Annotated in this window: 12 protein-coding genes; 7 read left to right on the top strand and 5 right to left on the bottom strand. The window is 41.3% G+C overall.

Annotation, left to right across the window (positions count from 1 at the left end):
* Positions 1-64 precede the first annotated feature (64 nt).
* From FTU13_RS15950 to FTU13_RS15925, 6 genes are all read left to right on the top strand, one after another.
* Positions 65-1,792 (top strand): ABC transporter substrate-binding protein, encoded by a 1,728-nt coding sequence (locus tag FTU13_RS15950; RefSeq protein WP_180128855.1) that lies wholly within the window; start codon positions 65-67, stop codon positions 1,790-1,792.
* 67 nt (positions 1,793-1,859) lie between these two features.
* The gene (locus tag FTU13_RS15945; RefSeq protein ID WP_373423847.1) at positions 1,860-3,623 is read left to right on the top strand and encodes an ABC transporter substrate-binding protein; all 1,764 of its coding nucleotides are present in this window, start codon (positions 1,860-1,862) and stop codon (positions 3,621-3,623) included.
* Positions 3,624-3,646: 23 nt separating this feature from the next.
* Positions 3,647-5,662 carry a M3 family metallopeptidase gene (locus FTU13_RS15940; protein ID WP_078190068.1) on the top strand — a complete coding sequence of 672 codons (2,016 nt, stop codon included), beginning with the start codon at positions 3,647-3,649 and terminating at the stop codon, positions 5,660-5,662.
* A gap of 10 nt (positions 5,663-5,672) precedes the next feature.
* Complete coding sequence (locus FTU13_RS15935; RefSeq protein WP_078190067.1) at positions 5,673-6,611, top strand: ABC transporter permease; 939 nt, start codon at positions 5,673-5,675, stop codon at positions 6,609-6,611.
* A 7-nt stretch (positions 6,612-6,618) separates the two neighbouring features.
* Positions 6,619-7,758, top strand: a complete 1,140-nt coding sequence (locus tag FTU13_RS15930) for an ABC transporter permease (protein WP_180085375.1) — start codon at positions 6,619-6,621, stop codon at positions 7,756-7,758.
* Between the two features lie 13 nt (positions 7,759-7,771).
* Positions 7,772-9,511, top strand: coding sequence for an ABC transporter ATP-binding protein (locus tag FTU13_RS15925; protein WP_180092470.1), 1,740 nt, complete (start codon positions 7,772-7,774; stop codon positions 9,509-9,511).
* Positions 9,512-9,562: 51 nt separating this feature from the next.
* Here the strand turns inward: FTU13_RS15925 and rluB are convergent, their stop codons facing one another.
* Genes rluB through FTU13_RS15910 form a run of 3 tightly spaced genes read right to left on the bottom strand, consistent with a single transcriptional unit; the run spans position 9,563 to position 12,110 of the window.
* Positions 9,563-10,681 carry a 23S rRNA pseudouridine(2605) synthase RluB gene (gene rluB, locus FTU13_RS15920; protein WP_078194228.1) on the bottom strand — a complete coding sequence of 373 codons (1,119 nt, stop codon included), beginning with the start codon at positions 10,679-10,681 and terminating at the stop codon, positions 9,563-9,565.
* A 41-nt stretch (positions 10,682-10,722) separates the two neighbouring features.
* On the bottom strand, positions 10,723-11,319 hold the full coding sequence (gene scpB, locus FTU13_RS15915; protein ID WP_078190063.1) for an SMC-Scp complex subunit ScpB: 597 nt from the start codon (positions 11,317-11,319) through the stop codon (positions 10,723-10,725).
* The gene (locus FTU13_RS15910; protein WP_180128844.1) at positions 11,316-12,110 is read right to left on the bottom strand and encodes a ScpA family protein; all 795 of its coding nucleotides are present in this window, start codon (positions 12,108-12,110) and stop codon (positions 11,316-11,318) included. The genes scpB and FTU13_RS15910 overlap by 4 nt, the downstream gene beginning before the upstream one ends.
* A 339-nt stretch (positions 12,111-12,449) precedes the next feature.
* Here FTU13_RS15910 and FTU13_RS15905 point away from each other — a divergent pair, with 339 nt between their 5' ends.
* On the top strand, positions 12,450-13,169 hold the full coding sequence (locus FTU13_RS15905; RefSeq protein ID WP_180128845.1) for a GNAT family N-acetyltransferase: 720 nt from the start codon (positions 12,450-12,452) through the stop codon (positions 13,167-13,169).
* A 14-nt stretch (positions 13,170-13,183) separates the two neighbouring features.
* Here the strand turns inward: FTU13_RS15905 and FTU13_RS15900 are convergent, their stop codons facing one another.
* Entirely contained in the window at positions 13,184-13,510 is a 327-nt protein-coding gene (locus FTU13_RS15900) for a hypothetical protein (protein WP_180102416.1), read from the bottom strand.
* Between the two features lie 100 nt (positions 13,511-13,610).
* The gene (locus tag FTU13_RS15895) at positions 13,611-14,228 is read right to left on the bottom strand and encodes an L-threonylcarbamoyladenylate synthase (protein WP_180128846.1); all 618 of its coding nucleotides are present in this window, start codon (positions 14,226-14,228) and stop codon (positions 13,611-13,613) included.
* Positions 14,229-14,251: the final 23 nt, after the last annotated feature.

Below are 14,251 nucleotides of genomic sequence, written 5' to 3'. Positions count from 1 at the left end.
AGGAAAAGGTTTGGAAACTAGAAAATTTAAAATAGCGCTCCTTGCATTATTAATTTCAACAGGGATGATGGCCGAGGTTCAAGCTTCTGCACAATCGAATAAAGTTTTAAATATTGCATTTGAAGCACCGGATGATGGTTTTGATATGGTCAAAACCTATAATTATTATAGTGGCAATATTGCGGAAGCCATTTTTGAACCCTTATTGAAATATGACTATCTAGCACGTCCTGTTGTTCTTGTTCCAAATACTATTGAAGCGATGCCAAAGATTGAACAAGAAGGAAAAGTCTATACCTTCAAAATCAAACGAGGCATCCATTTTTCAGATGATCCAGCCTTTAAGGGAAAAAAACGCGAGCTAGTTGCGCAAGATTACATTTACGCGATTCAACGAATTTTAGATCCAGCTAACCGTTCTCCGACCTATTCATTTATTGATGGCAAAATCTTAGGAGGGGATGCGGTCGTTGCGGATGCAAAGAAGTCAGGAAAATTTAATTACAATGCGGCTATTGCCGGCCTAAAAGCGATAGATCCTTATACTTTGCAAATTACTTTGACGCGCCCTGACTATAATTTTCAATATATTTTGGCCTATGTTACGTTTGGTGCAATTTCAAAAGAAGTTGTTGAATTTTATGGCAATAAAATTGCACAGCATCCTGTGGGAACAGGACCGTATCAGCTCAGTAAATATGTTCCACGTAGCAAGATAGAATTGGTTGCAAACCCGAATTATCGTGGTTTTGTCTGGAATTTTAAATCGACAGGCACCGCTTGGGACAATCAGTTAGTTAAAGAAATGAACGGGAAGAAAATGCCACAAATCGGCAAGGTTTCCGTCAGTATTATTGAAGAAGAACAGTCACGGTGGTTAGCATTTAAAACAGGGCAGCTAAACTTTGATAAATTGACCTCAAATGCTGTCCCACAAGCCTTAGATTCTCAAAATAAACTTAAGCCTGATATGCAAAAGCTCGGCATTAAGCATTATCCAAATAAAGACGCTGAAATCACCTACAGCATGTTCAATATGCAAGACCCGCTTGTCGGTGGTCAAAGCCTTGAAAAGATCGCTTTACGCCGTGCCATCAGCATGTCATACAATCAAGCTGAATCGATTAAACAGTTATATCAAGGGCAGGCCGTAAAGGCTGAAATGTTTTTACCAGAAGGCGTGAGTGGCTTTAATCCAAAATATCGCAGTAGTTTGGGATATAACCCATTGCTGGCCAATAAATTACTGGATCGATTTGGGTATAAGAAAGGTGCTGATGGTTATCGAACCTTGCCCGATGGTAAAGCGTTGATCTTAAAAATAAATACTGAAAATAGCTCTAAATCGGTGATTCAATCTGAGTTGTGGAAAAAAAATCTCGATGCCATTGGGATACGGGTACAGTTTAAGGTCAGTAACTTTGCTGACAATTTAAAAGAAGCAATGCAATGTAAATATATGATGTGGTCTGGAGCGTGGATTGCAGATTATCCTGAAGGGGAGAACTTTGCTCAATTACTATATGGGCCAAATTCAGGACAAGGGAATTTAAGTTGTTATCAATCTAAAGCTTATGACGCATTATATAAGCAAGCTATTGTGTTGAAACCTAAAGATCGTGAACCTTTTTATGAAAAAATGAACCGTCAAATTGAAGCGGATAACCCTTGGATTATCCATTCTACACGGATTCGTAATTGGTTAATTCACCCTGAAATTCAGGGGTATAAAACACATCCAATGATGAACACCAGTTGGCAATATCTCGATATTCAGCCTAGTAAAAAATAATTGAGTCAGGATTACAATGAAGCGAAATTCGAATTTTACGCTCACCAAATTTGCTACAGCGTGTTTGATGGGGGGAGTGTTGTTCAGTGCGATGCCGACATTAGCATTGGCAAAGAATCCAGCAGATCCAAATAAAGTTTTACGTCATATTTTCCCTGTCGCAGAAACAGGTTTTGACCCAGTTGGCGTACATGATCTGTATTCTGCACATGTGAATACCTCAATCTTTGAAACCTTATATACTTATGACTATTTAGCATCACCAGCAAAGTTGGTTCCTAAAACGGCTGCTGCCATGCCGGAAATCAGTGCTGATGGTTTGACTTATACCATTCGCCTGCAAAAAGGCATTTATTTTGCTGATGATCCTGTATTTAAGGGCAAGAAAAGAGAGTTAACCTCGGCTGATTATGCATATACCTTTAGACGTTTAGTCGATCCGCAACTTCGCTCACCAAACAGTTGGCTACTTGATGGTCGTATTTTAGGGATGGAGAAGGTTTTAGAAAAGGCAAAAAAAACAGGTAAGTTTGATTATGATGCGCCCATTGAAGGCATACAAACCCCTGATCGGTATACCCTAGTCATTCGTTTAAATTCTCCAGATCAAAACTTTCCAATGTTATTGGCTCATCAACCTGCCTCGGCCATGGCACGTGAAGTGGTCGAAAAATATCGAGACAAAGCGGGTTTTGTGATGGGTAAACCTGTGGGCACAGGGCCATATATTTTGACACGCTGGACACCTGGTTCACGAATTATTTTAAAGGCCAATCCAAACTATCGTGGCTTTGTCTGGGACTTTAAAGCATCAGATGCCAAAGATGAAAAGATTGTAAAAGCCATGCAAGGCAAAAAAATGCCGCAAATTGGCGTGATTGATATTCAGGTGATGGAAGAATCACAATCACGTTGGTTGACCTTTGCAAAAAATGAAGCGGATTTGTTGGTACTAGATGGAGATTTGTCGGTACAAGCCTTAAAAGATGGAGAGCTAAAGCCTGAGTTGGCTAAAAAAGGCATCCAAATGTCGCGGATTTCTGACCCCTCTATCGACTATCACTATTGGAATATGCAAAACCCTGTGGTTGGAGGTTTTAGTAAAGAAAAAATTGCATTACGTCGTGCAATGGCGATGGCTTATTCAGCAGATAATCAAATCAAAATTTTGATGAATGGTGATGCACAAAAATTACAAAGCCCAATTCCACTCGGCGTTGTCGGCTATGACCCGAATTATAAGTCGAGTATTCCATACTCAGTTAAAGCGGCAAATTTATTGCTCGATCGTTATAACTATAAAGTCGGCGCAGATGGCTGGCGTACTCAACCGAATGGTAAACCGCTTACGATTGAAATGACGATATCGGGCAATAGTAGCCGTAGTCAGCAGTTGGGCGAATTTTGGAAGAAAACTTTAGATAGCATCAAAATTAAAATGACAACAAAGTCGATGCCATTTGCAGAAGCTTTAAAAGCCGAAAAACAGTGTAAAACCATGTTTAAAGCATCTGCATGGATCGCAGACTATCCAGATGCAGACAATTTTATGCAATTGTTCTATGGCAAAAATATCAATGTCACCAACAACGGCTGTTCAAAAATTCCTGAATACGACCGTTTATATGAACAGACGCAGCGTATGAAACCGGGACCGGAGCGTGATGCAATCTATCGGAAAATGTCACGCATATTAGAAGTGTATATGCCTGTCCAAATTAATTATGCACGTTACCGTAGTGTGTTGTCGCAACCACGCGTGATTGGTTATAAAAAGCATCCAATTTTGGCAACAGAATGGATGTACATCGATATTGACCCGAAAAAATAAAATGGAACAAAACTGGAGAAATTATGAAAAATAAAGCTTTGAAACTCACCACCCTCAGTATGTTGATGATCGGCGCTAGCCAATTCGTTCAAGCCGAAGATTCAATACGGAGTACTTTGCCAAAGTTCCAAGCCAAAGAAATACCTGCGCTGTGTGATGCCAAAATTCAGCAAGTGAAAACAGATTTAGCGGCATTTGAGCAAAAAAAGATAAAAAATAATGCAAAAGCAGCACCTGTTTTGGCGGAGTGGGATCAAATTTTTGCCAAATTTGAAGATTTTTATGGACCAATCGGACTATATAGTAACGTCGATCCTGATGAGGCTTTACGTAAGGCGGCGGAAGATTGTGAAATTAAAATTATGGAGTTTCAAACTTCGGTTTATCAAAATCCAAAACTTTACGAGCAAATTAAAAAACTCAAAACCAATGACGAAATTGATAAAAAAATGCGTCAAGACATCTTGGATGGTTTTGAAAATACAGGGGTACAATTTACACCTGAAAAACGTGCTCGTTTGAAAGCTATCTTTGATGAATTAGCAAAAATTGAACAAGAATATGCGCGTAATGTACGAGATAATAAAGAAAAACTGGAGTTTACACCGGCGGAGTTGAAAGGCTTGCCAGACAGCTATATTTCGGGCTTAAAGAAAAATGAAAAGGGCAATTATTTGCTCGGTTTTGAATACCCAGAATACCGTCCATTTATGGAACTAGCAGAAAGCGATGATGCGCGTAAGCGTTACCAAACTGCATTCACGCGTCGTGGTACTGAGAAAAACTTAGTATTGTTAAAGCAAGCAATGGATTTACGTTATGAAATTGCGCAGCTCTTTGGCAAAAAAAGCTATGCCGAATGGGTGTTGCAACACCGTATGGCAAAAGACCCTGAAACAGTGAATAAGTTCTTAGCCGATGTTCATCAAACGGTGGCACCTTTAGAGAAAAAAGAAGTTGAGACTTTACGTGAGTTCAAAGCGAAAAGCCTGAAAATTCCACTCGAAAAAGCTGAAATCAATCGCTGGAGTGAGAGTTACTGGAGTGAAAAACTTCGCAAAGAAAAGTACCAAATCGATCAAGAAAAATTGCGTGACTATTTCCCAACCCAAGCATCTCAAGAATGGATTTTTGCCATTTCATCTGACCTTTATGGTATTGAATTTAAGCCTGCGAAAGTCGATGTTTGGCAGTCAGAAGTTGAATATTACGATGTAAAAGATAAAAAGACCGGTGAGTTGCTTGGTGGTTTATATATCGATAAATACCCACGTGAAGGGAAGTATGGTCATGCGGCTGTTTGGGGCGTAAAAGGTGGTAGTACCTTGACTAAGCGTAAACCGATTTCTGCTTTGGTGACTAATTTTAACCGTAAAGGTCTAAATAGTGATGAACTTGAAACCTTTGTTCATGAGTTTGGTCATGCTTTGCACGGTATTTTGTCCAATACACGCTATGCATCCCAATCGGGGACTTCAGTAGAGCGCGACTTTGTAGAAGCACCTTCACAAATGTATGAAGAATGGGCGCGTCGTAAAGAAACTTTATCTACACTCGCAAATTACTGTAATCCAGCATGTCCACCTGTAGATGACGCACTGATTAATAAATTAAAAGCGGTTCATAGCTATGGACGTGGTTTGCATTATGCACGTCAAGCCTTGTATGCAAAATATGATATGGCACTTCACTCATCAGATGCTTTGAGTGTTAAACCCTTAGATGTCTGGAAGAAAATGGAAGGCGAGACAGCTTTAGGCTATGTCCCAAGCACTGAATTCCCAGGACAATTCAACCACATCATGGGCGGTTACCAAGTTGGCTATTATGGTTATATGTGGTCTGAAGTGATGGCACTCGATATGTTGTCTGCTTTTGGAGATAACCTAAATAACCCTGAAGTGGGACAACGCTACCGTAAAACGATCTTGTCGCAAGGTGGTCAATATGAAGCCGAAAAACTGGTGCATGATTTCTTAGGTCGTAAACCTGATAACAAAGCTTTCTTTGATGAAATTACTGGGCAACGAGTGAAGTAAGGACAACTTTATGCTGGCATATATCATACGGCGTATATGGCAGATGATCCCAACGATGTTGGGGGTTGTTCTGCTCATATTCTTCTTATTTAACTGGGTAGGTGGAGACCCTGCATATATTCTAGCAGGCAAAATGTCGAACCCAGAGCAAATTGAAAACATCCGTCAACAGTTGGGGGTTGATCAACCCTACTATGTCCAATTGTGGATTTTCATTAAGCAGATTTTAACTTTTGATTATGGAATGAGTTGGAGTACAGGTGAGTCGGTGTCAGATATTATTTTGACCCGTCTAGGACCATCACTGACGATTTTAATTCCTTTAACCATTTTGCAAACGATCATTTCAATTGGTTTGGCACTTGCTGTGGCTTCAGTTCGTGGCACATTAACCGATCGTATGATTATGATGCTATGTACGATTGGTATGTCGATTAGTATTTTGGTTTACATTATTGTTTTCCAATACGTTTTTGCATATCAGTTAAGCTGGTTTCCGGTTCAAGGCTGGAGTGATCACTTTAGCGAAAACTTATTTAAATACGGTTTACTGCCTATCTTAATTATGTTGGTGGTGAGTATTGCGCCAACTTTGCGCTTATACCGCAGTTTTGTATTGGATGAAGTCAATCAAGACTATGTTCGAACTGCGCGCGCAAAAGGTGTAGGTGAAAGCCGTATTTTAGGTGTACATGTACTGCGTAACGCCTCAATTCCAATTATTACCGATGTCATGTCGAGTCTACCGGCACTGCTGATAGGCGCTTTCCTGATTGAACGATTCTTTGGTATTCCGGGTATTGGTCGTGAAGTCATTATTGCTGTTGAACGCAGTGACTTTCCTGTCATTAAGGCGATTACGGTCTACGTTGCAGCAGCTACAATGATTTTTAACTTAATCGCGGATTTGATTTATAAACTTGTCGATCCTCGCGTTCAGTTGAAGTAGGTGGCCTATGCTAGGTATATTCAATAAGACCAAAGCAACGGCATCAACACCTGCATCGACTGGCTTGTGGAAGTTGGCGATGCGACGCCTAAAAGCCGATAAATTAGCGATGGTGTCGTTGTTCGTTGTACTGTGTTATTTCGTGGTGTTGCTATTGTCGATGACAGGCTTGGTTGCATCCAATTGGAATAAAGAAGTGGCTGTTAGTTATGCACCTCCAAGTTTTATTGGGGCGGAACTTAATGAAACAGCCAAAACCAAAGCATCAGCAGAAGATATGGCATTGCCTGAAAATCCTGTTGATCCTTTAAAAGATGTAATTGCTGAACTGAATGCAGAGATTGCGACTGAGCAAGGTGGTACCAATGCAATTGACTACTATGGAGTTGTCGATCCACTAGCAGAAGATATGAAAGCGATTGATCAGCAATTGGGTGGCCATTTGTTAGATCAACAAAGCGAGCTAAAACAAACTTTACCGTTTGGTGCGGATAAATGGGGGCAGGATGTCCTGCAAAAAACCATTAAAGGTGCTGAAACATCTATTATTGTTGGTGTGGTAGCTGCATTACTTGCTGTCGTGATTGGGACAATTTTAGGGGCAATTTCTGGCTACTTCGGTGGTTGGGTCGATGATATTTTAAACTGGTTTTATAACATTTTTACCTCGATTCCGTATTTACTCTTGGTTCTTGCGATTGCAGCTGTATTACAACAAAAGGGGATCTTATCGATTGTCCTCATTCTAGGACTTACTGGGTGGACGGGGGTGTATCGTCTGATTCGTGCAGAGTATATGAAACATACTTCGCGTGAATATGTGCTCGCTGCCAAAGCGATAGGGGTGAGTCATTTCCGACGCATCTTTGTGCATATCTTTCCGAACGTCAGTCATATTGCATTGGTGCAAATCTCGATTTTAGTGGTGGCCTTTATTAAGTCAGAAGTGATTTTGAGCTTCTTGGGATTTGGTGTACCTGTTGGGGTTGTGTCATGGGGTAGCATGCTTAATGAAGCACAAAGTGAATTGATTTTAGGTAAATGGTGGCAGCTTATCGCAGCATCTGTAGCAATGGCGGTTTTAGTTACGGCATTTTCGATGTTTACTGATGCACTGCGTGATGCATTAGATCCAAAATTGAAATAAGGAGGAGTAAAGGATGACGGAACAAAATCAAACTGTTAAACCAACGCTCCTCAGTGTTCAAAACCTGAAAGTGAGCTTTAAAGCCGAAGATAAAAGCTATATCGAAACGGTCAAAGGAATATCTTTTGACATTCCTGCCAATACAACTGTGGCGCTTGTGGGAGAATCTGGCAGTGGCAAGTCGGTGACTTCGTTGGCAACCATGGGGCTGTTACCACGTGATCAAAGCCGTATAGATGCAAGCAGTAAAATAGTTTTTGAAGGGCAGGATTTACTGAGTCTGTCTCCAAGAGAAATGCGTAATATCTGTGGTAAAGATATTGCGATGATTTTTCAGGAACCGATGTCGTCACTCAATCCAGTCTTTACGGTGGGTGATCAAATTGCCGAAGTATTACGACTTCATCTAGGTATGGGACGTAAGCAGGCAAGAGCACGGACTTTGGAATTATTGAAGGAAGTGGGTATTCCTTCTCCTGAAACGAAAATTGATGCCTATCCTAGCCAAATGTCAGGTGGCCAACAACAGCGGGTCATGATTGCAATGGCAATTGCATGTGAGCCGAAGTTATTGATTGCCGATGAGCCAACCACAGCACTTGATGTGACGATTCAAAAGCAAATTTTAGATTTACTTGAAGCCTTGCAAAAGAAACGTGAGATGTCGATGCTATTCATTACGCATGATTTAGCATTGGTAAGCGAAATTGCCGATCAGGTGATTGTCATGCGTCATGGAGAAATCCGTGAACAAGGCTTGGTCAATGAAGTGCTGGATCATCCTAAAGATATCTACACTCGAGCTTTGCTTAAGTGTCGTCCACAGATGTCAGAGCGTCCTTATAAATTACCGATGATCAGTGATTTTATGCGTCAAAATGGTGATGAGCTGATTGAGGATGTGCATTTATCTGAGGAAACCCGTAGACAACGAACGCGTGGTCTTACGGGTAATGAACAGATTATTTTAGATGTCAAAGACCTGAAAAAATCGTTTTATAGCCGCAAGGGTTTATTTGGTAAGGATGAGTATCAGGCGGTCAAAGGTGTCTCGTTTCAACTGGCGAAAGGTAAAACGCTCGGGTTGGTTGGAGAGTCTGGCTCAGGTAAAACCACAATTGGCCTTTTACTGATGCGTCTACAGGAAGCGACAGGTGGTCAGGCGCTGTTTGAAGGTCATGATATTTTGGCGATGAGTGACAAAGAATTTACTCAATATCAGCGCAAAATACAGATCATTTTCCAAAACCCTTACGCTTCACTTAATCCACGATTTACTGTGGGTCAAATTTTGATGGAGCCGATGCAAGTGCATCAGATAGGGAAGGATGATGCTGAACGCGAGCAAATGGCGTTTGATTTGCTTGAACGTGTCAGTTTGCCTGCCCAAGCATTTTATCGCTATCCACATGAGTTTTCTGGTGGTCAGCGTCAACGTATTGCCATTGCACGATGCTTGACCTTAAAGCCAGAAATTTTGATCTGTGATGAGTCTGTCTCTGCCCTAGATGTTTCGGTTCAAGCCCAAGTTCTGAACTTATTGCAAGATTTACAAGATGAATTTGGTTTGAGCTATATCTTTATTTCACATGATTTATCTGTGGTGAAATATATTTCTGACCAAATCATGGTGATGAACCATGGTGATATCGTTGAAATTGCAAACTCGGATGAGCTGTATCGATCACCACAGCATGAATATACCAAGCGTTTGCTGAGTGCGATTCCACAAACCACTGAACAATTTATTTAGTGTTGGTATAAAAAAACCGCTCAAATGAGCGGTTTTTTTATACTTAAGAAATTAAAATTTCTTAAAGCCTTTGTTGTTTCCGCTAAATGCGCGACTTGGCACAGAGTCATTGCGACGCTCACGATTGCCAAAATTGTCGTTACGACGTTCACGGTTACCGAAGTTTTCACTGTTGCGATCATTACGGTTATTGTTGAAACCGTCGTTGCGACGCTCTGAACGGTTAAATCCATTGCCTTGGAATCCACCTTCAGTACGGCCAGTACGACGTTCACCACGGTTGTCTTGATAACCATTGCTTTGTTGTGGCTGGTTTTCGTCACTGTCACGACGTTGTTGGCGTAAGTAACCACCACGACGTGCCGCCATTGGTTTGTCTTGCATACGTTCAGTACGACGTTTCGCCATACCAAACAGGCCAGTACCTTGACGTGGTTTAAGCTCAACGGACTTGGTTAAGTTGTCAATATCTTGTTTATCTAGCTCGATCCAACGACCAGTACGTAGTTCGCGTGGCAGAATTACTGAACCATAACGTGTACGTAAAAGACGGCTCACTTTTAAGCCTTGAGATTCGAAAATACGACGAACTTCGCGGTTACGCCCTTCTTTTACGACCACTTGATACCAACGGTTAATACCGTCACCACCAATTTCAGAGAATGACTCAAATTTTGCAGGGCCATCATCTAAAACAACGCCTTGTAACATGTTGTTTTTTAACTGAGGAGTGACTTCACCCATGACACGAACGGCATATTCACGTTCGATTTCGCTAGAAGGGTGCATTAAACGGTTCGCCAGTTCACCGTCATTCGTGAACAGTAATAGACCTGTAGAGTTGATATCTAGACGACCCACCATGACCCAACGATCACCTGTAATTTGAGGTAATTGTTCAAATACCGTTGGACGGTTTTCAGGGTCATTGCGTGAGCAAATTTCGCCTTCTGGTTTGTAGTAAATCAATACACGGCGACGAATTTCGTCTTCAATTTGGAACTGAACTTTACGACCATCGATGCGAAGCTCATCACCCGGTTCAATACGTTCACCCACTTGGGCAACTTGCCCATTTACGCTCACACGACCAGCGGCAATGACTTCTTCCATATAACGGCGAGAACCCAAACCAACGCGTGCGAGCACCTTTTGCAATTTTTCACTCATGACAGCATAACCTTAGAAATTATCATCAACAGTTCACCTATTTATGACTTCGGTGCATTCGCATCGAGGGCCATAAAAGCTTCCTTGGCATCCTGCAGGGGAGGCAATTGGCCCAAAGAGGTTAGACCAAAAGCATTTAAAAATTGAGGCGTTGTAACTAACAACGCGGGTCGTCCTGGGAGTTCACGAAAACCAGATTCTTTAATCCAGTTCCAGTCAAATAACGTACGTAAAATTTGACTATTGTTGGTCACCCCACGGATTTGCTCAATATCTGCGCGGGTTACCGGTTGATGGTAAGCAATGACAGAAAGAGTTTCGAGCAAGGATGGCGATAAACGAGTTGGTCGTTCAGGCCAGGTCTGTGCAATAATATTACGATATTTTGCACGTACTTGAAAACGGAAACCTTGAGCGGTTTCAACAAGTTCAATTGATCTGCCGTGTTGCAGCATTGAAAGTTGCTGCAAATATTGGCGTAATTCGGTTTTACTGAAACGGTCTTGGAAAGCCTCTTTTAAACGGGCAATACTCACTGCCGCTTCACTGGCAAAAATAATGGCTTCAAGCTGCATCAAAATTTCATGCAGATTATCTTCTGAAGACACCGCAGTCATTTGTTTAAGTTCAGTGTTCATGCACGTGCTCCTTGAATTGCAAGCGGTGCTTCTACACCTGATGCGACAATTTGGACTTTTTGTTGGCGTGTCAGTTCCAACACGGCCATAAATGTCACGACAACACCCATGCGGCCTTGGCTTGGTTTGAGTAAGTCCGCAAAGTCTAATACTTCACCTGACTCTAGCTTAGTTTCAATATAAGCAATACGTTCTTCGAGTAAGACAGGCTCTTGCAAAATTTGGTGGGTAACCGGTTCTGGTCGATTAAAGACACAGAGTATGGCATCACGAAGTAATTCAATGTCATAGCCATCATTGGTTTCGATAATCGTTCCTAAACTGACATTGGTATCGAAAGTATCCCGATCCAATACTGTCATTTGACCTAATCTTTCCGCAGCTTGTTTGATGCGCAAATACGTTTCTAAACGGTCAATCAATTCTTGTTTAGGATCTTGTTCATGTGCCGCGGTCGATTTAGGTTTTGGCAATAATAGACGCGATTTTAAATCGGCCAATAAAGCTGCCATCACCATATAATCTGCGGTTAATTCAATATCTAGAGATTTCATTGCATCCATATAGGACAAATATTGGGATGCAATTGGTGCAATATCGACTTGTAATAAGTCGAAGCCATTTTTTTGAATCAAGTAAATCAGAAAGTCGAGTGGTCCTTCGAAATGCTCTAATAGAATTTCAAATGCAGCGGGTGGAATGTACAAATCTTCTGGAATAGCTTCTTGCCACTCATCCAAAACGCGAATGTGTGGAGCATCTTCCATAGAATTATGGACAGTTTGGTTCATTGCAATTATAGGCCACGCGAATTTTCAAAGGCATGCAGACAGCTTTCGCTTCGATCTCACATCGAAAGTAAAAGCACAAAAGTTATAGGGAATAGTGTAATGGAAAAATGCGTTTAAAGAAATTACTGAACGGTTGAATTGGGTAAAAAACTTAAAATTTATAGGGAATAGGCTTTATTTATACACATGTAAAATTTTAAAGCTGTGATATCGATCACATCTTGTGTTAAATGTAAAAAATACACTCATCACTCAATGAACTCATTTAAGCTGTTATATCTGGATGATGGGCGTCCAACATGAAATGATTTGATTGAATTGACTAAAAGAATATTTGCTATGCCACAACAATATAATCAATGGGGTCAGGCCGTAGGGATGACGTTGGCGCAGTTTGTACCTTGCCAGTTCAGATGTAAAACCGAAGAGGGGCAATCTGTTCGACTTATTCCGATGTTGCCCGATCAGCTTGATGATAGTCTTTTACAGCGGCTATGGCAGACAGTACAACTAGAACCTGATGAACGCTGTTGGACGTATTTGCCTTATTCTCAAATTCAAAGCATGCAGCAATTGCTTGATTATTTTCAGCAATCCTTTCATTTTGCCGGTTCGATGCATTATGTCATTGAGGTTGGTGATGCCATTGTAGGATGGGTTGCTTTGCTCAATGTACGCCCTGCACATGCTGTCATCGAAATTGGCAATGTCTATTTTTCAAGTTTAATGAAGCAATCAACAGCCGCAACAGAAACCATTTATCTATTGTTAAAAGCATGCTTTGCAGCGGGATATCGACGGGTGGAGTGGAAGTGTGATGACTTGAACACGCCTTCGAAAAATGCTGCCTTACGTTTTGGCTTTCAATTTGAAGGGTTGTTTCGTCAACATGTGATAGTGAAAGGTCGTAATCGTGATACCGCTTGGTTTGCAATGTTAGATCAGGATTGGCCAATGTTGTCTCAAGCATATGCAGCATGGCTCGATACAAACAACTTTGATGAGCAAGGGCAACAAAAAGTTCATTTAAAGGAATTTATGCAGCTTTATTACGCTTGAGGAAAAGCACACTATCAAGGTTTTGAGCTTGTTGGTAAGACCCTTTGTTCAAGTGCAAATTCGATGATGACTTGGCACTGCGCTTGCGAACAGAGGTTTTGATTAGCTCTACGTTTAAACAGTGATTTGACCGTTGATGCATGCAGAAAATAACGAAAAATTTGCGGCTGTGTTGTCGCTATTGGTGAAATTAAATTTTCATCTTTTGCCCTCAGTTGAGCCTTGGATTCTAAAGTCCAAGGCTCAGTGGCATATATAGCAAAATGATTGAGACTGCTTTGCTCGGAGACACTGAGGTCTGTCGCATTTTGGAGCTTGAGTAAAATCTGAAATAAAGTCATCAGGTCGATTCCTTTATCGAAAGGTGCTTTAACCGCGTTTTGAGCCGATGTATTTTACATGCTGTGCTTCTAATCGACAGCATGTATTTAATAGTACATGCTATTCAAATGCACTGACATCACCGACACCACGGCGAATCACTTCAGGGTATTCACCTGCAAGGTTTACAACGCTAGTGGTATTTAAAGTACCAAAACCGCCATCAATCAATACATCTATGCGTTTGCCGATTTGCAGTTCAATTTCGTAAGGATCATCAATCGGTTCTTTTTGGCCCGGTAAAATTAAGGTCGATGTTAATAAAGGCTCACCCAATTCTTTGAGTAATAATTGGCAAATCGGGTTGCTCGGAATACGCAGTCCAATGGTTTTCTTTTTAGGATGCATTAAACGGCGAGGAACTTCACTGGTCGCAGGCAAAATAAAGGTGGTGACAGCAGGGGTGTTATTTTTCAATAGACGATACATGGCATTGTCGACTTTGGCATACGTGGCAATGTCAGATAAATCTGCACAAATAATCGCATATTGATGTTTAGCATCGAGCTGACGAATTTGGGCAATGCGTTCCATGGCATTTTTGTTCCCAATTTGGCAGCCGATGGCATAGGCGGCATCTGTAGGATAAACCACCACATCGCCGGCACGAATCCGTTCAACGGCTTGCGTAATTAAACGGGGCTGAGGATTTTCCGGATGTATTCTTAAATGCAACATGTCGTTTTCCTCTTATTATTAAA

It is taken from the genome of Acinetobacter sp. YH12064 (genome assembly GCF_013419735.1).
Lineage (GTDB): Bacteria > Pseudomonadota > Gammaproteobacteria > Pseudomonadales > Moraxellaceae > Acinetobacter > Acinetobacter amyesii.
The sequence above is the reverse complement of the archived record's forward strand: the minus strand, read 5'-3'. Positions and strand labels throughout refer to the sequence as shown.